Source organism: Streptomyces sp. NPDC001890 (assembly GCF_042891445.1).
Classification (GTDB): Bacteria; Actinomycetota; Actinomycetes; order Streptomycetales; family Streptomycetaceae; genus Streptomyces.
Genome location: NZ_JBIATE010000018.1, coordinates 22,530 through 46,112 on the forward strand (window position 1 = coordinate 22,530; position 23,583 = coordinate 46,112).

Below are 23,583 nucleotides of genomic sequence, written 5' to 3' on the forward strand. Positions count from 1 at the left end.
GCCCCCCCTGCCTCATACAACCACCAATTGTTCTTGTGGCCCCCCCCCCCCCCCCCCGGGCGGGGGCCCGGCCCCCCCCCCCCCCCCCCCCCCCCCGCCCGGATGGTGCGCCGCCCCCGTCCCCACGGTGCGGCGCCGGCGGGTCGTCGTCATCCGCTCGGACAACGGCCCACGTCTGTCGGGACTAGTGCGCGGGCGCACCCAGTCCGAGTGAGGGAAGGATCGCGTTCTCCACGAAGCGGGTGAGATACGCCTCGTCCGCGTTCTTTCCCTCCAGCAGCGGCCGGGCGCGCATCACGCCCAGGAGCTGTGCGGAGACGAACTCCGCGGCCGGGTTGTCCGGCCGGATCTCGCCGCGCTCCGCGCCGCGCCGGACCATGGCGTCGATCGCCGCGAGTGCGGGCAGGATCAGCGCCTCGCGCAGCGCGCACAGCAGTTCGGGGCTCTGCAGCGCGGCATGGCTAAGTGCGTGCATCAGCGGGGTGTCGCGCCCCGAGCCCGCGCCGATCGACCGCGCAGCCTCGCGCAGATCGCTCGCGAGGCTGCCGGTGTCGATGTGCGGCAGCAGTCCCTGCCGGGTGCCGTGCAGTGCGGCCACGACCAGTTCCGGCTTGGAGCCCCACTGCCGGTAGAGCGTGGACTTGCCGCAGCGGGTCCGCGAGGCCACTCCCTCCATGGTGAGCGCCTCGTAACCGGACTCTCTCAGCAGGTCGAGCACGGCCGCGTAGAACTCCTGCGCCCGCTCCGGCGTGATCTTCGAGCGACGTGGCGTCTGTGCCGGTTCCTGTGCGGCTTCCTGCGGCGACATGTGCCTTTCCTCTCAGCGACTCTGCGACGAGGCCTTCGATACGCCAGTGTACCGATACGCGCGTGTACCGATACGTTCGCGTATCGGTACACTGGCGTATCGATACGGCATGGACTGGACCATGCCGCCGTAACACCGCTTCGTCAGCAAAGGGGCACCGGGTGAAGTACGCCGGTAGCGAGCCAGCAGATCGGGAGCCGGACAGTTCTGCCCGACCGCCCCTCGTCCGCGAACTGCTTCTGGTCGTGGGACTCTTCGTGATCTACAAGCTCGGCCGCCAGGCCGCGAACGGTCACGTCGACGAGGCGTACCGCAACGCCGGACACGTCTGGGACTTCGAGCGCTCCCTGCACCTGCCCGACGAGGGCGCGGTGCAGAGCCTGCTGCTGCACGACGAGACGCTGATCCACCTCGCGAACACCTACTACGCGACCGTTCACTTCCCGGCCACGCTGCTCTTCCTCGTCTGGCTCTACTGGCGTCGCCCCCGCCACTACATATGGTCGCGGCGCATCCTCGCCGCACTCACCGGCGCCGCACTCGTCCTCCACCTGCTCTTCCCGCTCGCCCCGCCTCGGCTGCTGGCCGCCACCGGGCTGGTCGACACCGGCCAGGTGTACGGACCGTCGGTGTACGGGGCGACGCCGGCGACCGACTCGATGGCCAACCAGTTCGCCGCCATGCCCTCGCTGCACTTCGGCTGGGCGGTGATGGTCGCCGTCGGGCTGATCGTCGCGACCCGGTCGCGGTGGCGCTGGCTGTGGCTGCTGCATCCGCTCGTCACCCTGCTGGTGATAGTCGGCACGGCCAACCACTACTGGCTCGACTCGATCGTCGTCTCCGCGCTGCTCGCGGTGGCCTTCGCGGCGCTGCGGCTGCCGCGCACGACTCCGGTACGGGCCCATCTCCCGTGGCCGGCCACGACGGGCGAACCCGCGCCGTCGGCCGTTCCGTACGCCACCGATCCCGCACACTCGGCCGCGTACGCCTCGACCGGGGCCCGGCGATGAACGCCACCGTGATCGCCGTCGCGCTGTCCCTGGTCTCGGCCGCCGCCTACGCCGCGGCCGCGGTGGCGCAGGCCCGGCTCGCCGGGCGGACCGACCGGGACGCCGGTGTGCTTCGGCTGCTCGGCCGGGGCGCCTGGTGGTCGGCGGTCGCGCTGAACGCGGGCGGCGCGCTGCTGCATGTCGCGGCGCTCAAGTACGGGCCGCTCACGCTCGTCCAGCCGCTCGGTGCCCTCACCCTGGTCGCCGCGGTTCCGCTGGGCGCCAGGGCCGCCGGACGCCGGGTCACCAGGACCGAATGGCGCGGCACGATCCTCACCCTGCTCGGCCTCGGCGCCCTGCTGATGACCGCGGGCGGCGCCGCCCCGCACGAGACGCTCAGCCTGCCCGAGGCGCTGGCCGTCGGAGCCGGGACGATGGCCGTCGTCGCCGGACTCAGCCGCCCGGGAGCGCGCCCCGGTCTGCGGCACGCCGCCGCGTCCGGCATCACGTCCGGGGTCGCCTCCGCGCTCACCCAGACCCTGACCGTCTCGGTCACCGACCACACCGGCCCGCTGCTCAGCTGGCGTCTGGTCGTCGTCGCGCTGCTGGTCTCCGCGTTCGCGATGAGCGGGCTGCTGCTCTCCCAGACCGCCTACCGGGGTGGTCTGGGAGCACCGCTGGCGGTAGTCACGCTCGCCAATCCGGTGGCAGCGGCGGCCATCGGCCTGGCCCTGCTCGGTGAACGCCTCCAGGGCGGGACGACCAGCCTGTTCCTGGCCCTGCTCGGGACGGTGGCGGCGGTACGGGGTGTGATCCTGCTCAGCCGCGCCCAGGCCCAGACCCCGGCCGCCGCCGGCCCGGCCGGGGACGGGCCGGAGCCCGGGGCCGGACCGCCGTCACGGGTCGTCATCGCGAGCCGGGGGCCGATGGACCTGCCGACGCTGCGACCGGAACCGGACCGGGCACCGGTGGGCGGTCCGTGACGCGCGGAAGCGCTGCCTGCCGACCGGTGGTGTGCCGCGGGAACGTGACGTCCGACCACTCCACTGTCACGTTCTGAAACGACCCGCCGAAGGGCTGTCCCGTAATCCCTGGTGGATCAGCGTGCGGCGTCGGACGCGGTGCATCGCAAGGCGGAGGGACGCCCGAATACTGGTTGTATTCGGGCGTTCCGACAACGCGGCGAGGTGCCGTGGCCGTCGTCGCACGCCCGCCAGGGATTACGGGACAGCCCTCAGGGAGCCGGCCTCTCTTCCTGGTCCAGTGCCCGTGTCAGCCAGCCGATCCAGAAGTTCTCCAGATCGATGCCGCCGCGCAGCACCAGATGCCGCAGCCGGTCCTCCTCGGAGTTCCGCCCTGGCGGGAAGTCCCGCTCCTCGATCTCCAGATACTCCGCCAGCTGCCGACGGTGCAGCCCCAGGTGGCGACGGAGTTCCGCGTCCAGCCCGGGGGCCCCGACGACCGCCGCCGCCCGCATGCGCAGCAGCAGCGGATCCCGGACCTGCTTGGGGTCCTCGGGGCGGGCCACCCAGGCGCGGAGCGCCTCCCGGCCGGCCGGCAGCACCTCGTACTCCTTCTTCTGCCCGCGCGCGGGCTGCTCCGAGGGCAGCGCCCGGATCTGTCCGGCCTGCTCCAGCTTCCCCAGCTCCCGGTAGATCTGCTGGTGCGTGGCGGACCAGAAGTAGCCGATCGACCGGTCGAACCTGCGGGTCAGCTCCAGCCCCGACGACGGCTTTTCGAGCAGGGCGGTGAGGATCGCGTGCGGGAGTGACATGGGGTGCATCCTATGGACGGCCGGGAGTGGCCCGGCGCGGCAGCGGCCTCGTGGACATCGCGGCCCGTGGATGCCGCGGCCCCGTGGGTGTCGGGGCCCTGCGGCGCGAGCACTGGACCACGAGGCCGCGGTGTCCGCGCGTCAGAGCGAGGCCGCGAGCTCCGTGCCCTGGCGGATCGCCCGCTTGGCGTCCAGCTCGGCGGCCACATCGGCGCCGCCGATCAGATGCGTCGGACGACCTGCGGCGAGCAGCTCCTCGTACAGGTCACGGCGCGGCTCCTGACCCGCGCAGAGCACGATCGTGTCGACCGGCAGGAGATGCTGCTCGCCGCCGACCGTGAGGTGCAGGCCCTCGTCGTCGATCCGGTCGTAGGCGGCGCCCGCGATCGTCGTGACGCCGCGGTGCCGCAGCTCGGTGCGGTGGATCCAGCCGGTCGTCTTCCCCAGCCCCGCGCCGACCTTGCCGGTCCTGCGCTGGATCAGATGGACGGTCCGGGGCGTCTTCGCACGCTCCGGGGCCCGGAGCCCGCCCCGCTCGCGGTATTCGGTGTCGACGCCCCACTGCCGGAAGAACACCTCGGGGTCACTGCTCGCGGCATCGCCCGAGTCGGTCAGGAACTCGGCGACGTCGAAGCCGATGCCGCCCGCCCCGATGATCGCGACCCGGTCGCCCACCGGCGCCCCGTCGCGCAGGACATCGAGGTAGCCGACCACGCTGGGGTGGTCCTGGCCAGGGATCCCGGGGGAACGCGGGGTGACACCGGTGGCGAGGACGACCTCGTCGAAGCCGCCGAGCGTGTCGGCCATGACCCGCGTACCGAGCCGGAGCTCGACCTTCTCCTCCCGGAGCCGGGTACGGAAGTAGCGCAGCGTCTCGTCGAACTCCTCCTTGCCCGGGACCCTGCGCGCCACGTTGAGCTGGCCGCCGATCTCCTCGGCCGCGTCGAACAGCGTGACCTCGTGACCGCGCTCGGACGCCGAGACGGCGCACGCGAGACCGGCCGGCCCGGCGCCCACGACCGCCACCCGCTTCACGGTGCGGGTCGGCGACAGGGTGAGTTCGGTCTCGTGACAGGCGCGCGGATTGACCAGGCAGGAGGTGACCTTGCCGCTGAAGATGTGGTCCAGGCAGGCCTGGTTGCAGCCGATGCAGGTGTTGATCGCGTCGGCGCGGCCCGCGGCCGCCTTGGCGACGAAATCGGGGTCGGCGAGGAACGGCCGGGCCATCGACACCATGTCGGCGCGCCCCGAGGCGAGGACCTCCTCGGCGACCTCGGGAGTGTTGATGCGGTTGCTCGTCACCAGCGGTACGGAGAGGGCTCCGCGGACCTTCTCCGTGACCCAGGTGTAGGCGCCGCGCGGCACCGAGGTGGCGATGGTGGGTATACGGGCCTCGTGCCAGCCGATCCCGGTGTTGATGATCGTCGCGCCCGCCGCCTCGATCTCGCGGCCGAGCCGCACGACCTCCTCCAGCGAGGAACCGCCCGGCACCAGGTCCAGCATCGACAGCCGGTAGATCAGGATGAAGTCGCTGCCGACCCGCTCGCGGACCCGGCGCACGATCTCGACGGGGAACCGGATGCGGTTCTCGTACGAGCCGCCCCAGCGGTCGGTGCGGTGATTGGTGGCGGAGGCGATGAACTCATTGATCAGGTAGCCCTCGGAGCCCATGATCTCGACCCCGTCGTACCCGGCGCGGCGGGCCAGCTCGGCCGCCCGGACGAAGTCCTCGATGGTCTCCTCGACCTCGTCGTCCGCGAGGGCGTGCGGGGTGAAGGCGCTGATCGGGGCCTGGATCGCGCTCGGGGCCACCAGGTCGGGGTGGTGCGCGTACCGGCCGAAATGCAGGATCTGCATGGCGATCCGGCCGCCCGCCGCATGGACGGCCGAGGTGACCAGCGCGTGCTGCTCGGCCTCCGCCTCGGTGGTCATCTTCGCCCCGCCGGGGAAGGAGCAGCCCCGGGCGTTGGGGGAGATGCCACCGGTGACCATCAGACCGACGCCGCCCCGGGCGCGCTCCGCGTAGAAGGCGGCCATCCGCTCGAAGCCGCGCTCGACCTCTTCGAGACCGATGTGCATCGAGCCCATCAGCACCCGGTTGGGGAGGGTGGTGAACCCCAGGTCGAGCGGGCTCAGCAGATTCGGGTACGGGCTCATGCGGTGGCTCCTCACGCAGTGTCGTCTGCGCCAGTTGTAGACCACCGGAACGCCATTGTGCAACAAGTTGCATAATGGCGTGGGTCTCATGGGTGCCAAGGCCGCCCGTCCCCCGGACGGCGTAACACAGGGACACGTCGACGCCCCGTTCCACGGAAAGTGGAACCGCGGCATCCGGCCGGCGTCGACACGGATGCCCTGCACCGCACGCCCCGCCTCCATCCCCGAACCCTGCGGAGACACCCATGGCCTGCCACGACCGGCATGACCTCGGCCTGCTCGTCCTGCGCGTCGGCACCGGCGCGGTACTGGCCGCGCACGGCGCCCAGAAGCTGGCCGGCTGGTTCGGCGGCGGAGGCATCGAAGGAACCACCGCCGCGATGGAGGCGATGGGCTTCCATCCGCCGAAGCACAGCGCGGTCGCCGCCGGGCTCGGCGAGGCGGGCGGCGGAGTGCTGCTGGCCCTCGGCCTCGCCACCCCGGCGGCCGGCGCGGCCGCGGCCGGGGCGATGGCGGGGGCCGTGGCCGTCCACGCTCCCGCCGGGTTCTTCGCGCAGGGCGGTGGCTACGAGTACCCGGCCTTCCTCGGCTTCACCGCCGCGGCGCTCGGCCTGACCGGGCCGGGACGCTACTCCGTCGACCACGCCACCCGGCATGTCTTCAACCAGCCGTGGATGGTCGCCCTGGCCTTCGCGGGCAGTGCCGTCGCGGCGGCGGCCGTGGTCGGCAGGCGTGCCAAGGGGCGGGTCGCGGTCGACCCCGACGCGACCTGACCCCCCGACAAGACAGGGACCGGGCGGCACCCCAGGGAGGGAGCCGTCCGGCCCCCTCCGCGACCACGGCGTTTCAGCTCGACAGTTTCCAGCGGCCGCCCTTCGCCGCCGCGATCAGCTCCGGCACCGTGCCGAACTTCACCCGCGGGCGCCCGCCGTCGCGGCCCCGCGCGATCTCGGCCCGGTCGATGGCGGCCAGCCCCTTGGCGTCGACGACATGGCGACTGCGGCTCCGGGCCAGCCGGAGGAACGCCTTGGACGCGGACGACGGTGCGGGCAGGGCGCCGGACACGGCATCGTCCAGGAGCGTGCCGACGGTCTCGGCGGCGCAGGCACGGTTGGCCCCGATGCCACCCGAGGGCCCGCGCTTGATCCAGCCGACGACGTACGTCCCGGGCATCCCCGTCACCCGGCCGCCCTCGTGCGGGACGGTGCCGGTCGCCTCGTCGAAGGGCAGCCCCGCGACGGGCGCGCCGCGGTAGCCGACCGCCCGCAGCAGTGTGCCGGCCGGAATGTCCAGCTCGCCCGGACCTCCCGTCACCCGCACGGCCCGTACGGTGTCGTCGCCGAGCACCTCGACGGGGGCGGAGTGGAACCGGAAGACGATGCGTCGTCCCGGCTCGGGCGAACGCGACCAGTCCACCGCCTCCCGGGGCACGTCCCGCAGCAGGCCGGCCTTCTCGTCCGGAGCCGCGCCGTCGATCGTCGCGCCGGTTCGCGGATCGTGGTCGTCGACCACCAGTTCCACGCCCGCCAGATGCTTCAGGGCGAGCAGCTCGGAGGCGCTGTACGCCGCGTGTTCCGGGCCCCGTCGGCCGAGCAGCACCACCTCGCGCACCTTCGAGGCGCGCAGCGCGGCGAGCGCGTGATCCGCGATGTCCGTCCCGGCCAGGGTCGACGGATCCGCGACGAGGATACGGGCGACGTCGAGGGCGACATTGCCGTTGCCGGCCACGACGACCCGTTCCGAGGGCAGGCCGACGGCGTCCGGCGCGACCTCGGGGTGGGCGTTGTACCAGGCCACGAACGAGGTCGCCGATATGCTGCCCGGCAGTTCCTCGCCCGGCACGCCGATGCGGCGGTCGGTGGAGGCGCCCACCGCGTAGACGACCGCGTGGTGGTGGGCGGCGAGTTCCTGGGCGGTGATGTCCTTGCCGATCTCGACCCCGAGGTGCATGCGTACCCTCGGGTGGTCGTGGAAGCGTGCGAAGGTGTCGCCCACCTTCTTGGTCGCGGGGTGGTCGGGCGCCACGCCGTACCGGACCAGCCCACCGGCCACGGGCAGCCGGTCGACCAGGGTCACCTCGGCGTTGGTGTGCAGGAGGAGATCCTCGGCGGCGTACATCCCGGCCGGGCCGGTGCCGACGACCGCCACGCGGATCGGCGCGAAGTCGGACGGCAGATCACGCTCGAACGACGGGGCGCTCCAGCGGTGGAAGTTCGGTCCCGCGGGGACCGGATCGGGCTCCTGCCCGGCGAAGTAGGCCGCGTTGATCGCGGCGTACTCCGCCTGCGCGGCCGGCAGGCTGTCCACCGGGAATACGGCGTCGACCGGACAGGCGTCCGCGCAGGCACCGCAGTCGATGCAGGACTTCGGGTCGACGTACAGCATCTCCGTGCTGCCGAAGGCCCGCTCCTGCGGCGTCGGATGGATGCAGTTGACCGGGCACACGGCGACGCATGTCGCATCGCTGCAGCAGGTCTGGGTGATGGCGTAGGTCATCTCGTCAGCTCGGGTCGCTCGGCTCGGATCAGATCAGGTTGGCGCGCTTGTACAGAGCCAGCGCGGGCTTGGTGAGGAGGCGGGCCGAGGCCAGGAACTCCATGAGTCCCGAACAGCTGGACCGCATCAGGGACTTGTGGTGCTCGTTCGCCCCGGCCTCGGCGACGGCGCGCCGGGTGTCGAGCCCGGCGTTCTCGTACACCTGCCGGTTCACCATGCTGGTGACGATGAAGTAGGACGCGACCGCGATCACGAACGCGTTGAGCTGCCGGCGCAGCGGGCCCGCGTCCCGGAGCCGCTTGCGCGTCTCGTCGCGGGCGAACTTCATGTGCCGTGATTCCTCCACGACATGGATGTTGTTGATGGTGCGCACGAACGGCGCGACCCGTTCGTCGCGCATCCAGTCCCGCTGCATGACGTCGAGCACTTCCTCGGCAACCAGGATTGCGGCGTACGCGGCCTCGCCGAACGCGAGCGTCTTGAACGCCCGGCCGAGCTCCACCACCGCACGGCGCGGCCGGTAGGCGGGGGCGCCCAGCTTCGCCGCCCCGCGGGCGAACATGATGGAGTGCCGGCACTCGTCGGCGATCTCGGTGAGTGCCCACTGGAACCGCGGGTCGGTCGCGTCCGTCGTGTAGATGTCGCGCAGCACCATCTGCTGGAGGATCATCTCGAACCAGATGCCGGTGCTGGCCACCGAAGCGGCCTCCTGCCGCGTCAGCTCCTTGCGCTGGGCATCGGTCAGCTCGTTCCAGTACGCCGTGCCGTAGAGCGTGCTCCACTCGGGGCTCGCACCGTGGAAGTCCTTGTCCAGCGGGGTGTCCCAGTCCACCTCGGTGACGGGGTCGTACGACAGCTTCGCCGACGAGTCGAGCAGCCGCCGGGCGACGTCCTGCTCGTCGAGCCGGTCCTGGTCCTCCGGCCGAAGGGTGCTGCTTGCCATGGTGCGGCTCCTCGATTCGACAGATCGACTCGACGCCGGCCGGCCGTGACCCCATCCCGTACCCGCTCGATGGGTGCGTGGCTGCCGAGCGCCTCCATCGCTTGTTAGACGTCGCGTCTAGCAAGCTGTTAGACGGAACGTATAGCAAGAGTGCCGTGCGGGCCTACCCCTCGTACCGAATCCGCTCGATCGATCACGGGCGGGCGGGCCGGCGGGCGGGCCGGGCCGCGGACGACGCGGCGGTTCGGGGGTTCAGCGCACGGTGGGACGCCGATGGGTGGCCCAGTATTCGTCGGCGGTGATACCGAGCAGCACGACGTCGTGGTGACTGCCCGCGAAGAACTCGTGCTGCCGCAGCCGTCCCTCCTCCGTGAAGCCGAGCTTGCGGTAGAGGGCGAGCGAGGCCTCGTTGAACGCATGGACCTCGACCTCGCACTTGTTGTGGCGCTGCTCGGCGAACATGTACGTGAGGAGCAGTTCGCTGGCCTCGGTGGCGTGGCCCCGGCCACGGTGATCACGGGCGATCACGATCCCGGTCCTGAACCGTCCGGCACGCGTGTCCGTCTCACCGACCGTCACGGACCCCGAGAACGTGCGGTCGGCCAGCGTCTCGACCACCAGCCGGAACGCCTCACCGCCAGGAGCCCGGGCAGCACGCTCGGCCGTCCAGGCCCGGAAGCTCTCCTCGGAGCGGGGCGGCTCGACCAGACCGGAGTTGCGGATGTCGACGGTGTCCCGGGCCAGGGAACGAAAGCCCTCCCAGTCCCCGGGCTCGACGCCACGCAGACGCACCTTCTCACCGGTCCACATGTCGCTCATGACTTCCATCCCCTCAGTCGACCGCAGGCACTGATGGCCATGCTCCTGGAACGAGCAAGACCAGGGGGCGGGAGAAACGGCGCACCGGGTCGCACCGGGGGCCCTGCTTCGTTCGAATCCGTTACGGAGAAAGCCTGTTGGCGCCCGTACGGGGAAACCGTTCACGCGTCCGGGACCCAGCTGCCGTGGAAGCCGAGCGGTACCCGTCCCGGCAGGTGGACACGGGCCAGGGGGCGGGCGGTGAAGTCCTGCGCGGAGAGGATCACCAGGTCGCTCGCGCCGCGGTCCGGGTCGTGCACGTAGGAGAGGAGGTAACCGTCGTCCTCGTCCCGTGCCCCGCGACGCGGCACGAACACCGGCTCGCCGGCCGCCGCGCCGTCCGGGAAGCGGTGCACCTGCCGGCTGTCGCGCAGCATGTCGTGCTTCACCAGGCAGTTGGTGAACCTGTCGTCCGGCGGCACCCCGTCGACCGTCTCATAGGCGCGCCACATCTCCGCCGCGCTCGCCGTGTACGCGAAGCGGTGCCGCCGCGACACCAGGGACTCGTTGACGCGCGGGAACTCCTGCGGCAGGTCGTCGACACGGGTGCTGCGGACACGGCCCGCACGCAGATCGATGGTCCAGCGGTCGAGCACGGGCGTGCCGGTCGTGGAGGGGCCGCCGTTGCCGCGGCCCGCGGCGTAGAACGGAGCGGGCATGGTGGTGAGTTCCATGACGATGGTGTCGCCCTGGTCGTAGGCGTTGAGCGTGTGCGAGTAGTACACCGGATCGATCTCGAACCAGCGGGTGGTGCCACCGCTCCGCGGCATCACCCCCAACCGCATCGGGTGCTTCGCGTTCCACACGTAGGGCACGGGTGCGCCCGCCTCGGCGGCTGCCATGTCGAACGTGATCGGCACGTCGACGATCACCACGTACTTCCCGGTCAGGGCGAAGTCGTGCATCATCGGCGCGTCAGCGACCGGGATCCGGTGGGTCCTTGCCACCCGGCCGGTCCGGTCGATCACGATGTGCCGTACGTGGTCCCAGGTCGGGTAGTACGCCACCGCGTGCAGCTCGTCCGCCACCGCGTCGTACTTGGTGTGCGCGGTGAACGCGCCCTCCAGCGTGGAGCGGAAGTCGTACGGGCGCAGTGTGTTCAGCTCGCCGTCCAGTTCGTACGGCAGCGGCCCGCTCTCCTGGAGGGCCAGGATGCGCCCCTTGTACGGGATGACGTGCGTGTTGCAGGCGAAGTCGTCCGGCGGCACCTCACCCGGGTACGGCTCGCCCAGCTTCCGTGTCACCAGGGACGAGCGCACCCACCGGTTGCGGTACCACTCGGCGCGCCCGCCGCGCAGCCGCACCCCGTGGACCATGCCGTCGCCGAGCATCCAGTGGTGGGCCCGCGGGTCCTCGATGCCCAGCGCGTTGGGTCCGGTACGCAGGTAGCGGCCGTCCAGGTCGTGCGGGATCCGGCCGGTCACTTCGAGGCCGAACGCGGTGAGTTCCTCGGTGACCGGCGCGAAGGCGCCCTCCAGGAACGGGGTCGACCCGGGGCCCTGGGAAGCCGAGCCGCGGGTGGCGGCCTGCGCCGGGGCGGCGTAGTGGCCGAGGCCGTAGCCTCCGACGACGCTGCCTGCCGCCGCGAGTGCCGCGCCCCGGAGAATCCTTCGGCGTGTGTGACTGCTCATCCTTCGTCCCCGTCCGTGATCCGTGCCCGGCGGATCCTCGCCGGTGCCGGTGACGAGTCTGCTGCGCGACCGGCGTCCGGTCAGTCGGCCTGGGCCCCGGTCGGGGGTGTCGCCGGCAACACCCCCCCCCGGGGCCCCAGGACCATCCGGGGCCGTCACCTCGGCGACGGCCCCGGATGGTCCTGGTGAACGAAGGCGTCACGGAGTTCGTCGACTGTGGAGGACGTGTGTGTGGTCGATGGCAGGCGATCTCTCGTATGCGCAGAGCGTGTTAGCCTGCCCGGCGGTCGTGATCGAATGCGTACGGGGGAGATGTGGTGGGCGTCGACGGCTACCGGATAAAAGCGGGTATGACCGGCCAGGCCCGGCAACTCGACGATGCCGGCACGGATATGGACGGCGTCAGCTCGGCCGTCAAGTCCCGCAAGACCTACTCGTACGACGATGCCGGCGGCCATGACGCCGCGTCGGCGCTCAACGCGTTCGTCAAGGCATGGGAGGCCGAGGCGAAGACGCTGGCGTCGGCGTTGCACGAGCTCGGGGGCAAGGTGCAGTTGGCCAAGAAGACCTACCACGGCACCGACGGCCAGGTGAGGACGGGCGTGGACAGCGTCCACGTCGGCGGTTCGAGTGCGCTCACCGACACATCGACGCAGGGCGGGCGCAGCTCGGTCCTGTCGGATTACTGAGGGACGGGCCGATGTCGTTCTTCTCCTCCCCCTTCTCCTCCCCTCTCGATTCCCCTTCCTTCCGCCTCGCGTGGCTTGCCGGGCTGTCCAAGAAGATGCTCGGTGCCGGGAGCAAGAATGAGCTCCTCGACCTGATCGACGACGCCCTCTCGGTGCCCGCACCGGGTGGCGACCAAGGCCTCCTGGAGGGCCTGGCCGACCTCTACCGCGGCCAGGTCGGCCGCGTCGCAGACATCTTCGACCAGGTCGACCGGGTGGGCCGCAAGGGTCTTCCGGAAGTGTGGGTCGGCGACACGGGTGTCCTCGCCTCCGACGTGGTGAACGCCGCCGGGCGGGCCGTGACGCAGATGAGTGACGCGTTCCAGGGATGTGCGTCGGTGCTGCTGACGCTGTCCGACGCGATCGGCGCCGCCCAGCGCAACGACGAGCGGGGCCGTGGACAGCTGCTGGAGCAGAAGAAGATGCTCGGCGGCAAGGACGGATTCTTCGACAACCTGCACGAGAACGACGAGGAGGAGTGGGACCGCCAGAACGCCGCCCACTTCGGCTCCTACGCGGTCGACATGATGCACGACGCCGTCTCCGAGGCGCAGGAGGCCACCCGCATCGCGGCCCGTGACCTGAACAAGTGGGCCGCCGAGGCACGGGCCGGGAAGATGGAGACCAGCGAACTCACCGCCGTCGACAAGCTGATGCTCGCCGACACCGGCGTCGCGGGCGCGGACACCGAGCTGAACGAGATCCTCACCGCCAACGACCTGACACGGGCGTCGACGCGAATGGACCAGCTGAGTCTCGACGACGAGACGGCCATGGAGCGGATGCTGGCGAAGTCGCAGACCCCACAGGAGCGGGCCTACCTGATGAAGGCCCTGGCCGCAGGCCACAGCGTCACAGAGATCAGTGCGTTCCAGGACAAGATCCACGACAAGGATCCCGACTGGATGCGCCGGCATCTCACTCCAGTGGTCACCGCCTCGGACAGCATGAACGACGAAGGCCTGGCGTCGGACGGCTCGAACAACAACATGGACTTCGTCACGTTCAACGGCCAGCGGTGGATCCAGGGCGGCGACGGCTCCGAGGGCACCTGCGTGGCCTCGTCCACCGTCACGTCCCGCGCCATGGTCGACCCCCTGTACGCGCTCGACCTCACCGGCGGCCCCGACGGACAGCAGGACGACCCCGAGGCCTTCAAGCAGCGGCTGGTGGCCGAACAGCACCGGCTGCACACCGAAGGTGACGGCGGCGAGAACTGGGGCGGAATGGGCTCCGAGGGGCAGGAACGGATCAATGACACCGCCGTCGGCAGTGCCACCGGCAGTGACTACGAGCGCCAGGACCTGGACAACGCCGCCGACCGCAGGGCGGTCCTGACCGAAGTCGAGAAGTCGGTGGCGCAGGGGCATCCGGTGCCGGTCGACGTCTCGGGCGAGGAGGGCGCGCACGCGATGACCATCATCGCCCAGGAGGGTGACATGCTTCAGGTGTACAACCCCTGGGGCCAGACCACCTGGGTCAGCGAGGACGACTTCATCAACGGCCACATGGGCAAGGCTTCCAACAGTGATCTCCCCAACGCGTACAGCGTCTATCTTCCGCGGTAGCAGGGGCGGTGCCGCGATCGCGGCGGCCGCGCTCCTCGCTCTCGCCACGGGCTGCGACTCGGGCTCCGACGAACCGGCCGGCGGCTCCACGAGCGGCGCGAGCCGCCCGGTGGACGACACCAGCATCACCGCCGAGCCGGGCGAGCGCTTCACGCTCACCGTCGACCAGAACGCCTCCACCCGCGAGTACTGGTACCTGGTCGACCCCGAGCCCGACAGCTCGGTGCTGGTCAGCCGCGGCCAGGACTACGCGTCGGACTCCGGCGACGAGCCGGGGGCCGGTGCCGGCGGCCGGCTCACCTTCACCTTCGAGGCCAAGGGCAAGGGGACCACCCGGTTCACGCTGCTGCACTGCACCTTCAGCACGTGCCGGGGCAACACCTCCACACTGCCTCCCGAGGCGACCGGCCCCACCGCCACACCGACCACGGCGACGGGGTCCCCTTCCCCCTCCCCGGCCCAGGCTCCCGAGCGCATCACCTACACCGTCACCGTCGACTGAGCCCCAGCGGACCAGTCGGACGGGACGAGACACCAGAGGTCCCGCCATGAACCACGAAGCCCCGAACCCGTACCCGCCGGACCGCACGGACGACGAGCTGGCCCGGCTCGACATCACCGTCCTGCTGCGTTACGGCCTCACCGCCGAGCCCGGCAGCCGGCGTACCGCCCTGTTCGGCGACGGGGCCGTGGCCGCGGCCGTCATCCTCGACCGCCTGGGCACCGAGCCGCGTTCGGTCGCCTTCCTCGCCGACACCGTGCGCGCCGGCGGGCTCGCCCGCGCCGCGGAGCTGCCCGAGCCCCTGCCCCGCCGGGAGGCGGCCGAAGTGGTACGGGAGTGGCTGCGAGCCGGCACCGAACTCATGGGCGGGGTGGCCGCCGACGACACCGCGGCCACCTGGCTGCGTGCCGTCGCGACCATCGTCGAACTGAAGCAGCTGACCCGGGCGCGGGACCGGAGCAGGTGATCCGCGTCGCGTCATGAACCGTCGGGCCCGACGGCCCTGATGGTTCCCGCGGGCCCGTACGCGGTGACGGTCACCGGCCGCGCGTCGGGGTCGGTGGCCTGAGCAGCAACCTGCTGCTCAGGCCCCGCGGGGAGTTTCAGGCCGGCGGGCTCACCAACGGCCCAGACACTCGTAGCCGTCGAACGTGCCGTAGGCACCGCTCAGCTTGGTGATGGTCACGGTGTGCTCCCCGTCGCGCAGCCGAGGGGTCTCGTGGACGACGGTGTTGCTCCGACGCGAGGGCGACCAGGTGTCGACGGTCACCGGATTGCCGCCGTCGACGGTGATGGCCAGCTCGCCCTGGTCGGCGTTGGTCTCCCCGTAGACGCGAACCCGGGATCCGGTGAACCGGAAGGAAACGGTGGATCCGTTGTCCTCGGCATAGAGGAGATCGTCGTGGAAGTCCCCGAGCTCACGGCCGGAGGAGAGCGACCAACCGGAACCGGTCGTGCTCGGGTCTGTCTCGTTCACCCGGGTCCACTGCTGCGGATCGGCCGGCCGGCCGACGGAGATCGGATGCGAGGCGACCGCGTCCGGGACGGCCACCTCCACGAAGGTGCTGTTGATGCGTCGCTGCTCCAGCAGGGTACGACCGGCGTAGATCCGGGTGTGGTCGGTCAGTCCGCTCACGGCCAGCAGCCGTGTGCCGTCGGCCGAGCGCGGGGACTCGTAGCGCAGCTGCAGCGGTCCGGACCGGGAGAGGGCCCGGTGGGCCGGTTCCAGCCCGGCCTCGGCGAACTTGGCCTCGGGGACGTCGGCGAGCGTGGGCGAACTCGGGATCTCGGTGTTGTTACCCGTGACGACGGCCAGCGGGTCCGGTGGGCAGGGGTACCGACCGATGCGGCCCGACAGGTAGTTGTTCTCCGTCCACAGGTAGCCGGCCGGTGAGCAGCCGCCTTGCGAGGCCCCGGAGGTCTTGAACGCCACGTTGCCGTCCCAGGTGATGAACTGCGAGCCGGCATCGTCGTAGTAGGTGAAGTTCGTGTCCGGACGGTCGTTGAACGCCACGTTCCCCGACGCACGGAACCCGTTGGCCCGTGTGGCGGCGATGTCCAGGGTGCCATCGGCCTTCTCGATGTACTGCGCCTGGTGGCCCTCGACGTATATCGCCCCGCCGTCACGCAGTTCCTGCATGTAGTTGTAGATCAGGTTGTCGCTGATCACGTTCCGCGCGTTGACGTTCGGGTTGTTCCCCGGGTTGTCCGCATCGGTGGCGTGTCCTTGCACGATGCCCGCGGTGATACCCGTGTACGGCGTGTCGAAGACCTCGTTGTGATCCATCCGTAGGTCCTGCCCGAACAGGATCGTGACGCCTGGGGCGGCCTTGTAGTCCCGTCCGACCGCGTGGATCACGTTGTTGGCGACACGGGTGCCCTTGACCACCTCGTCGGTGCCGATCGTGTCCCCGGCCACCGCCGCCGCGTCCGGCGTGCAGTGCTGTTTGATGCCCGGATGCGTGCCGGCGTCCCACGGCTGGGGATCGTAGGTGCAGCCCAGGTAGATGCCGGTCGAGGAGGTGTCGGTGATGTCATTGCCCTCGATCACGGTGCCGGTGGCGCCATAGCGCACGCTCAGCCCGGCGCCACCGAGTGCGCGGAAGGAGTTGCCGGTGAACCGGACGTTGCGACTCGCGGTCACGTCCACATTGCCCAGTGGCTGGCTCAGCGCGCCGTAGGGGCAACTGCCCGCCGGTGTGGTCACCGTGCACTTGCCCTGGTTGGGCGCGCCGGTGATGTGCAGATTGGACTGCACCTCGGCGAAACCGGTCCGCGAGGGACTGAGCCAGGTCGCGTAGGAGAACTGCAATCCCTCGAAGACCAGGTCGTGTACGGGCTCGTCGAGGGTGCCGCCGACGGTCACCAGCCGCTCAAGGCGGGGAAGCGTGACATCGAGGGTCTTCATGTCGACCCCGGCCCTGGGAGCGTAGTAGAGCCTTCCCGCGCCGGAGTCGAGGTACCACTCACCGGCCGACAGAAGCGAGTAGTCGTTCTCGACACGGGTCGGCACGGTCGAGGTACTCATGTTGGGCAGGCCGCCGCTCTCGACCGGGGCACGAGGCGGTCTCCTGGTCATCCCGTTCCAGCAGGTGTCGAGCATGGTGACCGTGGTGCTGCCTTCTTCGGGGGCGACCGAGTCGACCAGACACCGTGACTGAGTCCACGGTCCGGTCTTGCCGGTATAGACGAACTCGACCTTGCCGGCGTCCTCGGGCGAGAGCGCGTCGAGCCACTTGCGCGACGCGTCGTCGGTGACCGCGTACCCGGTGGACGTGCCCTTCCATGAGGACGGGAAGCCGAGTTCGCCGGCCTCGGCCTGCGCGACCGGGGCCCAGGCGCCGTCCACGTAGAGCTGGCGCGACCGACTCCCGGTCGGGACGTCGGCGACCCAGATTCCGCGCTCGTCGTCGTGTTCGGTCCACCCGGTCACCCGGGTGCCGCCCGAGATGACGACTCCGCCGGGGTCCGCCGCCCGCCACACCACCGGGTGCTCGGCCGTGCCGGAGTCCTCAGCGGTGTAGCGCAGCGTCTCGGACAGCTCGTAGCGGCCGTCCAGCAGCTCCACCGTGACCGGTGCTCCCGTGCTCACGAGGTGCCGAGCCTTCGCCTGGGCGCCGTCGAGATCGCAGGGCGCAGTGGCGGTGCAGTCCACACCCTTTCCATCGGGTGCCGCGATGACGTGGATGGTTGCTGCCTGAGCGGGCGCAACAGCGGCTAAGACCGTCGTCATGGAGACCGCAGCGGCGGTGAGGCCAATCGCAGCATTGCGCAGAAGGATTGAAATAAACATCGGGTTATTCATCACGTCCTCGTTCATGGATGTCAGGGCACTCAGTGGTGCACTCTCTGGAATCCTGCCGAGGGACCCAGTAATACATCCGATGAATCAGGTCGTCTAGACCTCAGGCGCGTCTCCTTTTCTGTGGTCCTCAGCAGAGGTGATCGTCACCGGCGCCTGCCGCACCGCAGCCGGCCCCGCTACCCCGCAAGCAACTTGCTCCCCGCGGCCGGGAAGGATGAGCCCACCATCCAGCTGTGGCCCGGGGCTTTCTCCCTCCGGGCCCGGGACTCGGAGGACCGACCCTTGATTCACCTCCGGACGGCGACCCTGATCCTGGCGGTCTCGGCACTGATGCTCTCGGCATGCGCCTCGGGTCCGCCCGCGCGACCGAAAACCGACCGGCAGGTGGTCCGCGACCGGCTGGCCGCAGCCGACGACGCCCCCTGCTCGGCCGCACTCGGAGCCGTCACGCGGTCCGGGCCCGAACGACTGCAGGTCGTGGTGGGACGGATCAACCTCAACGCGCCTTTGACGGGGCGTACGACGGACAAGACCGAGCAGTACACCGAAGACGTCGTGATCACCCGGCAGAAGGTGTACCGGCGTGCAAGCGGAACCCACGGGGTGTGGCAGGAATTCCCTGCGTCGACCGCCAAGGGCGGCATACCCGTGGACCGGCTTCCGCAGTACGTGCGCCTCATGCTCGGTCGCAGCGCCTCCGTGGACCGGGGGAGCGAACCCCTGCGTGTGTCGGCCCGCCTCACCCCGGAAGACATCGAATCGGTCGACCGGACCGCCGGGCGCAATCTGGGCCCCGCCACCGCGATCGACGCCGAGGCATGGATCGACGAGGAGGGCCGCATCGTGCGCGTACGCCAGGAGATCCACTTCGCGTCCCACCCAGACATTCAAGCCACGCTCACACTCAGCGACTTCGAGAGCGCCATCTCGGTGAGCACACCCGTCGCGCGGTGAACGTCATCCAGGTCGCGGCGGGTTTCACGGCAACACCGTGGGCGTCGATGGGGCCACGAAGCCGAGCACCTGCTCGGCCGTCCGGCGGGCTGCCCGGGGCCGGCCCGGAACCGCCGGGCGGCTCATCCCTGGTTGCCGAATTCCTGGTAGATGGACGCCAGGAAGGTGGAAAGGTGGGTCAATTCGGTCTGGTCGTGCAAGAGCATCTCGTAGGCGAAACCGAGCGCCTCGGCGCGTTCCTCGTCGGTGCTGCAGGTCTTGCCGCGGTCGAAGATGTACCGGCTGCGCAGTTCGAAACCGTCGGCCGTGGTACGGACGAGGTGGAGCATGACGCCGTTGTTGATGCTGAGCTTGCCGCACGCGTGGGCGCTGATCCCGGACTGGGCGAAGCGGCTGGTGTCGAAGCCCGGTTCGGAGAGGTGGCGGAACTGGATGGTGAGTTCCGAGCGCATGGGGCCGATGTACTCGATGATGTCGTGGGTGTTGCCGATGTAGCGATCGACGTCGGCGAGACCGGGCCGGGTGAGGATGTCCTGGTCACGGGGGACGGCCTGCTGGTGGTTGTAGGGGTACCAGAGCGAGTAGCGCTCGGGCTCGACGGAATGCCACCAGAACCACCAGGTGAACATCTCCGGGGTGCAGCCGGGAAAGCGGATGAGGCTGGTGACGTACGGGTGGCCGTCGTCGGTGACGCAGAAGCCGGTCTCGACCTTGTGGTAGCCGGCGTCGAGCAGGGTGTTGAGGTCCTCGGGCGAGCTGGTGATGGCGGCGTCGGAGGGCATGGCGCTCTGGATGGTGGGCATCACGTCGTCGTGGAGCCACAGGTCGCCGTTGAAGTACTTGGCGTACGGCTTGTTCCTGATCCGTTCACTGTTGTGCCGGAACAGAGCCTGGGTGGCGACCGGGTAGTAGGTCACGGGAAGCATGACAACGCCCTTTATTTCTTTCAGTCGCTGACGTGACGAGCGGACTCGCCACCGTCCTGCGCGGGGGCACCGGCCGATGTGGCGGGGCGGCGGCGCAGCCGGGTGTGCAGCAGACTTCCTCCGGATTCGCCGATGACGATGCCGAACAGTCCGACCAGCGCAATCCGCGGCGGGGCCGGGGTGGGTACGCCCATGAGCCAGTACAGGAATCCGGCGAGGACGCCGGCACCGAGGGAGAGCGCATAGCGGACGATGGTGCGGCTCATGCGACTGCTTCGAGCACGCCGTAGCCGATCAGCATTCCCGCCAGTCCGGTCAGAGCGATCAGTGGAGGAGCGGGTGAGCGCACGCGCAGCAGCGCGTACATCGCGCCGACGACAAGACCGGCTCCGGCGATAGCGGCATGGGTGGGCACCGTCTACCAGCGCTTTGCCAACAAGGAGGACCTGCTCGTCTCGACCCAGCAACGCTGGCTCGACGCGGTCGCCCGTACCCAGCGGGAGCAGTTCCTGCCGGCCGCGGCTCAGCAGCCGGACTTCGTCCGGGCCGTCTCCTCGTACGCGGAACAACTGGTTGCCCTGTTCCGGGAACATGCCTGCCTCGTCCGCGAGTTCGTCGTCCACGCGGCCGCCATCCTCGCGCTGCGGGAAGCCGCTCAGCAGCGCCTCGACCAGCTGGCGCAGGAACGGTGCGACGTCTTCATGGCGCTTCCCGACCGGCCCCCGCGCGTCACACGGCCACATCCTGCTCGCCCTGCGCGCCGTGCAGTCCCTCCTGGAGTGGCGCGTCTCCACCTCGCCCGACATGGCGGAGGCGGTCGCCATGCCGTGGGACACGCTGGCCGACGACATTCCGAAACTGGTCACCGCCTACCTCGGCCACGACGCCTGATCACGGGCCGAGGCCCCGGCTGGTGGCCGACGGATGCATGCCACTCGGAGCTCCTGCCGGGGCCGTGTCCGGGACAGTGTCCGGGACAAGGCGCTGACCAGGACGAATGAGTAATGGCTGTCCGAGACGGTTACGAACTGTTGCTCCAGTTCGGTCGAAGTCGGCAAGCTCGATGCCGCAAGGAATCAGGCTGAACCAAGGCGAAGTCGCCCTGCTTCCGGCTGAGCACACCGGTGAGCCGCATCCGTATCCGCATGCCCATGCCCATGCTCATGCGCGTGGGCCGGACGGTGAGCGTGGTGAACAGCTTCTGGAGCAGTGCGGATGTCGTTCTGCGCCCGTATGGCAAGAGCGGCAAGGCAAGCCACGAACTCTGTGTTCCTACCGAGGGAGAGAACCATGCGTATTCGTCGTGCTGTCGCGACCACTGCCGTCGGCACCGTCCTCGCGCTGGGTGTCTCGGCCTGGCCGGCCATGGCCGCGCCGTCCGACACGATCACCGCCGCCACGGTCGGGTCCAACCGTGTGGTGCAGGAGGGGGCCGGCCTCGCGGCCGGGGTCGCGCACTATTGGGCCACCTACAACACACTCACCGATTGCACCGTGGCCGGCATCAGGGTCCTGCAGTCCAACCCCTCCCGCTACTATCGCGCTGAGTGCACACCTTCGGGCACCCAGTTCAAGCTGTGGATCTGGTTCTGACAGCTCGCAGCGCCGCGAGGCGAGAGGCTGTCTCATCGAGGGCACCGGCCTGTGAGGGCAGCCGCTGAACGTCGTTCGGCCGCCGACTGCCGGCCGCCGAGCATCGGCCCGTGCAACTGGACTGAGAATCACACCAGTTTGTCACGATTCTGTGTCAGACGAGTGACGCTATCCGAGTCGTGCGAGTGGCACGGATAGCGTCCCGCTCCATGAGCACCGTGCATCTGCCTCCCGCCGAGTACTACGCCACCCTCCCCAAGATCATTGGTGGGGCAGGAGCGGCCATCCGTGACAAGGCCGGACGGTTCCTCCTGGTGAAACCGTCCTACCGCGACCACTGGGAAGTCCCCGGCGGCGGACTGGACCGGGGAGAGGACCCGAGGCGCACGTTCCAGCGCGAAATCAAGGAGGAGTTGGGCCTTGACCTCACCCCGGGCCGGCTGCTGGTCGTCGACTGGGTGCCCGAGCAGCCCGACGGCCGCCCCCCGCTCGTCAACTTCGTCTTCGACGGCGGACTGACCAGCAAGGAACAGGCCCAGCGGCAGGCGCGCCTCGACAACGACGAACTGACCGAATGGACGCTGGCGGCACCCGAGGAATGGAACACCCTCCTCCCACCGCACCTGGCTCGCCGCCTCCACGCCTGCGTTCGCGCCCTGACCCACGACACCACCCTCTACCTGCACCACGGTTTCGACCCCGCCCGACACCAGATCTGACGCCCCACCACCCCTTCCGGCAGCGACGCTCGGCATCCGCCGGAAGGGGCTCTGCTGCAGCGACGCAGGCAGGGAGCCTGTGTTCAGGAGCACCTCGATGCTGCGCACGAGGTTCAAGTCAAAGATCTAACGCTTGGTCATCTGCGCAGGTCGGAGGCGTAATATGGCCGTCCGGGCCGGTAAATGGTCAGCATCGGGCGCGGAGGCGTTCCGGCTTGCTGACGGAGTGACCGCCGTTGTGGGACCTGGGCGTATGGGCCTGGCTCCCGCTCGGAGGCCTACTTCCTGGCCCGACAGCTTGCGACGCCGCCAACTCCCTGCGGGGCACGGGTTGGAACATAGGCATGGCCGGCGGATCGCTGCTCGGCGGCGCGGCCCTCACCCCTGCCGGAACCGGTGCACTGCTCCGGACGGCGCCGCCCTGCTTGCCGCGGCCGTCCTGACATGCCTCTTGAGCTGGGTTTGTTGCAAGCCGACGTCGTCTTCTGGAACCGAAGTCGCTGAGACATAACCCGGACATGCGCAGGATCATTTCAGGATCGACTCGGGCCTAGTGTCGTTGGTGTCAGCAGGACACACCGCAATCGACAGCCGCTGGAGATCACGATGCGTTCGCATCTCGCCGCCCGTTCCGCCCGCCTCGTCCTGGCCGCCGCGGCCGTGGCGGCCCTCGCCGCCACCGCCACTGCCTGTGGACCCGAAGACGTCGCGGACGCCGGCAGTTCCGCGGCCCCCTCCGCCGTCGCCTCCGCCGGCAGCGACAGCCCCTCCACCGGTGGCTCCAACGCCGACGGCTCCACCGACAAGAAGGCCGACTCCGGCGCCAAGACCGGCTCCGACTCCGGCTCCGGTGACGGCGAGAAAAGCGGATACGGGCAGTCCTGCGGAACCAACGACCTGGAATTCACCGTGACTTCGGAGTCGCAGGCCGGCGGCTACTACCTCGTGACCGCCAAGGCCAAGTCCGGCATCACCTGCTACCTGGACACCAACACCCCCACCGTGTCCTTCGGCTCCGGTGCCGACGGTGTCGCCTCGCCCGTCGGACAGGGCGGCGAGGACCCCATCAAGCTCACCGGTTCCGCAGTCGCATACACCGGTATCAGCCCCAAGACCACCAACACCGATGACGGCAAGCAATTCGAGAACGTCATCATCGCCACCACCGAGGACGATCCTGACCCCGCCGAACTCAAGCTTCCCGAGCCTGCCGACGTCGACAAGCCCATCGTCACCAACTGGGCCACCAACCGGGCCGAGACCATCCCCGTCATCGTCTGAGTGGGCGGCAGTCGTTTTCAGACCTGCGCGTTACCTTGAGGGCAGGACCTACGTAGAAGGCAGGACCGAACGCGTCAGGCCGCAGCAGTTCCACGAGGCCGCCTGTGTGGAGGACTGGCGCGTCGTGGGCGAGGGCGCGTGTGCGCACTTCCGCACCGGGTCGTTCGAGGCCGGCGCCCGGTTCGTGCGGGTAATCAGTGAGATGCCGGGAGTTGGGGACCAATCCCCGGACGTCGACCTGAGGCAGAAGGGCGTGACCGTACGGCTGATCACGGTCACGGACGACTACTACGGCCTGATCGAACGGCACAACCGAGGTCGAACACCGGGTGGGACGGTCACCGCGTGAGCG

The 23,583-nt window shown here is 69.9% G+C and carries 24 protein-coding genes; 13 read left to right on the plus strand and 11 right to left on the minus strand.

The window, feature by feature from the left end; genetic code table 11:
* Nucleotides 1–184 precede the first annotated feature (184 nt).
* Complete coding sequence (locus ACFYY1_RS31395; RefSeq protein WP_388591541.1) at nt 185–808, minus strand: TetR/AcrR family transcriptional regulator; 624 nt, start codon at nt 806–808, stop codon at nt 185–187.
* A gap of 161 nt (nt 809–969) precedes the next feature.
* Here ACFYY1_RS31395 and ACFYY1_RS31400 point away from each other — a divergent pair, with 161 nt between their 5' ends.
* Nucleotides 970–1,818, plus strand: a complete 849-nt coding sequence (locus ACFYY1_RS31400; protein ID WP_388591543.1) for a phosphatase PAP2 family protein — start codon at nt 970–972, stop codon at nt 1,816–1,818.
* Entirely contained in the window at nt 1,815–2,780 is a 966-nt protein-coding gene (locus tag ACFYY1_RS31405; RefSeq protein ID WP_388591544.1) for a DMT family transporter, read from the plus strand. The genes ACFYY1_RS31400 and ACFYY1_RS31405 overlap by 4 nt, the downstream gene beginning before the upstream one ends.
* 251 nt (nt 2,781–3,031) lie before the next feature.
* Here ACFYY1_RS31405 and ACFYY1_RS31410 read toward each other — a convergent pair whose 3' ends face one another.
* Together ACFYY1_RS31410 and ACFYY1_RS31415 are read right to left on the minus strand one after the other, a co-directional pair.
* Nucleotides 3,032–3,571: a PadR family transcriptional regulator gene (locus tag ACFYY1_RS31410; protein WP_388591546.1), complete on the minus strand. Its 540-nt coding sequence runs from the start codon at nt 3,569–3,571 to the stop codon at nt 3,032–3,034.
* Nucleotides 3,572–3,712: 141 nt separating this feature from the next.
* The gene (locus ACFYY1_RS31415; RefSeq protein WP_388591547.1) at nt 3,713–5,728 is read right to left on the minus strand and encodes an FAD-dependent oxidoreductase; all 2,016 of its coding nucleotides are present in this window, start codon (nt 5,726–5,728) and stop codon (nt 3,713–3,715) included.
* A 245-nt stretch (nt 5,729–5,973) separates the two neighbouring features.
* Between ACFYY1_RS31415 and ACFYY1_RS31420 the strand changes: the two genes are divergently transcribed.
* Entirely contained in the window at nt 5,974–6,501 is a 528-nt protein-coding gene (locus ACFYY1_RS31420; protein ID WP_388591548.1) for a DoxX family protein, read from the plus strand.
* A gap of 73 nt (nt 6,502–6,574) precedes the next feature.
* Here ACFYY1_RS31420 and ACFYY1_RS31425 read toward each other — a convergent pair whose 3' ends face one another.
* From ACFYY1_RS31425 to ACFYY1_RS31440, 4 genes are all read right to left on the minus strand, one after another.
* Nucleotides 6,575–8,224 (minus strand): FAD-dependent oxidoreductase, encoded by a 1,650-nt coding sequence (locus ACFYY1_RS31425; protein ID WP_388591550.1) that lies wholly within the window; start codon nt 8,222–8,224, stop codon nt 6,575–6,577.
* Between the two features lie 28 nt (nt 8,225–8,252).
* Nucleotides 8,253–9,167, minus strand: coding sequence for a diiron oxygenase (locus tag ACFYY1_RS31430; RefSeq protein ID WP_388591552.1), 915 nt, complete (start codon nt 9,165–9,167; stop codon nt 8,253–8,255).
* A 252-nt stretch (nt 9,168–9,419) separates the two neighbouring features.
* Nucleotides 9,420–9,986, minus strand: coding sequence for a GNAT family N-acetyltransferase (locus tag ACFYY1_RS31435; RefSeq protein WP_388591554.1), 567 nt, complete (start codon nt 9,984–9,986; stop codon nt 9,420–9,422).
* A 161-nt stretch (nt 9,987–10,147) separates the two neighbouring features.
* Nucleotides 10,148–11,656, minus strand: coding sequence for a carotenoid oxygenase family protein (locus tag ACFYY1_RS31440; RefSeq protein WP_388591556.1), 1,509 nt, complete (start codon nt 11,654–11,656; stop codon nt 10,148–10,150).
* A 317-nt stretch (nt 11,657–11,973) separates the two neighbouring features.
* Here ACFYY1_RS31440 and ACFYY1_RS31445 point away from each other — a divergent pair, with 317 nt between their 5' ends.
* The 4 genes from ACFYY1_RS31445 to ACFYY1_RS31460 are packed head-to-tail and all read left to right on the plus strand — an operon-like array spanning nt 11,974 to nt 14,920.
* A complete protein-coding gene (locus ACFYY1_RS31445) occupies nt 11,974–12,345 on the plus strand; it encodes a hypothetical protein (protein WP_388591558.1) in 372 nt (123 codons plus the stop codon).
* A gap of 11 nt (nt 12,346–12,356) precedes the next feature.
* On the plus strand, nt 12,357–13,952 hold the full coding sequence (locus ACFYY1_RS31450) for a peptidoglycan-binding protein (RefSeq protein ID WP_388591560.1): 1,596 nt from the start codon (nt 12,357–12,359) through the stop codon (nt 13,950–13,952).
* The gene (locus tag ACFYY1_RS31455) at nt 13,912–14,454 is read left to right on the plus strand and encodes a protease inhibitor I42 family protein (protein ID WP_388591562.1); all 543 of its coding nucleotides are present in this window, start codon (nt 13,912–13,914) and stop codon (nt 14,452–14,454) included. The genes ACFYY1_RS31450 and ACFYY1_RS31455 overlap by 41 nt, the downstream gene beginning before the upstream one ends.
* 46 nt (nt 14,455–14,500) lie before the next feature.
* Complete coding sequence (locus ACFYY1_RS31460; protein ID WP_388591564.1) at nt 14,501–14,920, plus strand: hypothetical protein; 420 nt, start codon at nt 14,501–14,503, stop codon at nt 14,918–14,920.
* A gap of 150 nt (nt 14,921–15,070) precedes the next feature.
* Here the strand turns inward: ACFYY1_RS31460 and ACFYY1_RS31465 are convergent, their stop codons facing one another.
* Nucleotides 15,071–17,545, minus strand: coding sequence for a hypothetical protein (locus tag ACFYY1_RS31465; RefSeq protein ID WP_388591566.1), 2,475 nt, complete (start codon nt 17,543–17,545; stop codon nt 15,071–15,073).
* 495 nt (nt 17,546–18,040) lie between these two features.
* On the opposite strand from ACFYY1_RS31465, the gene ACFYY1_RS31470 reads away from it, so the two are divergent.
* A complete protein-coding gene (locus tag ACFYY1_RS31470) occupies nt 18,041–18,712 on the plus strand; it encodes a hypothetical protein (protein ID WP_388591567.1) in 672 nt (223 codons plus the stop codon).
* Between the two features lie 122 nt (nt 18,713–18,834).
* On the opposite strand, the gene ACFYY1_RS31475 is transcribed toward ACFYY1_RS31470, so the two are convergent.
* Genes ACFYY1_RS31475 through ACFYY1_RS31485 form a run of 3 tightly spaced genes read right to left on the minus strand, consistent with a single transcriptional unit; the run spans nt 18,835 to nt 20,053 of the window.
* Complete coding sequence (locus ACFYY1_RS31475; RefSeq protein WP_388591569.1) at nt 18,835–19,638, minus strand: DAPG hydrolase family protein; 804 nt, start codon at nt 19,636–19,638, stop codon at nt 18,835–18,837.
* Nucleotides 19,639–19,658: 20 nt separating this feature from the next.
* A complete protein-coding gene (locus ACFYY1_RS31480; RefSeq protein WP_388591570.1) occupies nt 19,659–19,904 on the minus strand; it encodes a DUF1427 family protein in 246 nt (81 codons plus the stop codon).
* The gene (locus tag ACFYY1_RS31485; RefSeq protein ID WP_388591572.1) at nt 19,901–20,053 is read right to left on the minus strand and encodes a DUF1427 family protein; all 153 of its coding nucleotides are present in this window, start codon (nt 20,051–20,053) and stop codon (nt 19,901–19,903) included. Before ACFYY1_RS31485 ends, ACFYY1_RS31480 begins: the two co-directional genes overlap by 4 nt.
* Before the next feature lie 176 nt (nt 20,054–20,229).
* On the opposite strand from ACFYY1_RS31485, the gene ACFYY1_RS31490 reads away from it, so the two are divergent.
* The 5 genes from ACFYY1_RS31490 (at nt 20,230) to ACFYY1_RS31510 (ending at nt 23,580) form a co-directional block, all read left to right on the plus strand.
* Nucleotides 20,230–20,529 carry a hypothetical protein gene (locus tag ACFYY1_RS31490; protein ID WP_388591574.1) on the plus strand — a complete coding sequence of 100 codons (300 nt, stop codon included), beginning with the start codon at nt 20,230–20,232 and terminating at the stop codon, nt 20,527–20,529.
* Nucleotides 20,530–20,928: 399 nt separating this feature from the next.
* Complete coding sequence (locus ACFYY1_RS31495) at nt 20,929–21,231, plus strand: hypothetical protein (RefSeq protein ID WP_388591576.1); 303 nt, start codon at nt 20,929–20,931, stop codon at nt 21,229–21,231.
* 209 nt (nt 21,232–21,440) lie between these two features.
* A complete protein-coding gene (locus ACFYY1_RS31500) occupies nt 21,441–21,950 on the plus strand; it encodes an NUDIX domain-containing protein (RefSeq protein WP_388591578.1) in 510 nt (169 codons plus the stop codon).
* 606 nt (nt 21,951–22,556) lie between these two features.
* A complete protein-coding gene (locus ACFYY1_RS31505) occupies nt 22,557–23,231 on the plus strand; it encodes a DUF4232 domain-containing protein (RefSeq protein ID WP_388591580.1) in 675 nt (224 codons plus the stop codon).
* A gap of 106 nt (nt 23,232–23,337) precedes the next feature.
* On the plus strand, nt 23,338–23,580 hold the full coding sequence (locus ACFYY1_RS31510) for a hypothetical protein (protein WP_388591582.1): 243 nt from the start codon (nt 23,338–23,340) through the stop codon (nt 23,578–23,580).
* Nucleotides 23,581–23,583: the final 3 nt, after the last annotated feature.

Coding starts and splice junctions, on each gene's coding strand:
- ACFYY1_RS31395 (WP_388591541.1), bottom strand. CDS start 808: ATGTCGCCGCAGGAAGCCGCACAGGAACCGGCACAGACGCCACGTCGC.
- ACFYY1_RS31405 (WP_388591544.1), top strand. CDS start 1,815: ATGAACGCCACCGTGATCGCCGTCGCGCTGTCCCTGGTCTCGGCCGCC.
- ACFYY1_RS31410 (WP_388591546.1), bottom strand. CDS start 3,571: ATGTCACTCCCGCACGCGATCCTCACCGCCCTGCTCGAAAAGCCGTCG.
- ACFYY1_RS31415 (WP_388591547.1), bottom strand. CDS start 5,728: ATGAGCCCGTACCCGAATCTGCTGAGCCCGCTCGACCTGGGGTTCACC.
- ACFYY1_RS31420 (WP_388591548.1), top strand. CDS start 5,974: ATGGCCTGCCACGACCGGCATGACCTCGGCCTGCTCGTCCTGCGCGTC.
- ACFYY1_RS31425 (WP_388591550.1), bottom strand. CDS start 8,224: ATGACCTACGCCATCACCCAGACCTGCTGCAGCGATGCGACATGCGTC.
- ACFYY1_RS31430 (WP_388591552.1), bottom strand. CDS start 9,167: ATGGCAAGCAGCACCCTTCGGCCGGAGGACCAGGACCGGCTCGACGAG.
- ACFYY1_RS31435 (WP_388591554.1), bottom strand. CDS start 9,986: ATGAGCGACATGTGGACCGGTGAGAAGGTGCGTCTGCGTGGCGTCGAG.
- ACFYY1_RS31440 (WP_388591556.1), bottom strand. CDS start 11,656: ATGAGCAGTCACACACGCCGAAGGATTCTCCGGGGCGCGGCACTCGCG.
- ACFYY1_RS31450 (WP_388591560.1), top strand. CDS start 12,357: ATGTCGTTCTTCTCCTCCCCCTTCTCCTCCCCTCTCGATTCCCCTTCC.
- ACFYY1_RS31460 (WP_388591564.1), top strand. CDS start 14,501: ATGAACCACGAAGCCCCGAACCCGTACCCGCCGGACCGCACGGACGAC.
- ACFYY1_RS31475 (WP_388591569.1), bottom strand. CDS start 19,638: ATGCTTCCCGTGACCTACTACCCGGTCGCCACCCAGGCTCTGTTCCGG.
- ACFYY1_RS31480 (WP_388591570.1), bottom strand. CDS start 19,904: ATGAGCCGCACCATCGTCCGCTATGCGCTCTCCCTCGGTGCCGGCGTC.
- ACFYY1_RS31490 (WP_388591574.1), top strand. CDS start 20,230: ATGCCTGCCTCGTCCGCGAGTTCGTCGTCCACGCGGCCGCCATCCTCG.
- ACFYY1_RS31495 (WP_388591576.1), top strand. CDS start 20,929: ATGCGTATTCGTCGTGCTGTCGCGACCACTGCCGTCGGCACCGTCCTC.
- ACFYY1_RS31500 (WP_388591578.1), top strand. CDS start 21,441: ATGAGCACCGTGCATCTGCCTCCCGCCGAGTACTACGCCACCCTCCCC.
- ACFYY1_RS31505 (WP_388591580.1), top strand. CDS start 22,557: ATGCGTTCGCATCTCGCCGCCCGTTCCGCCCGCCTCGTCCTGGCCGCC.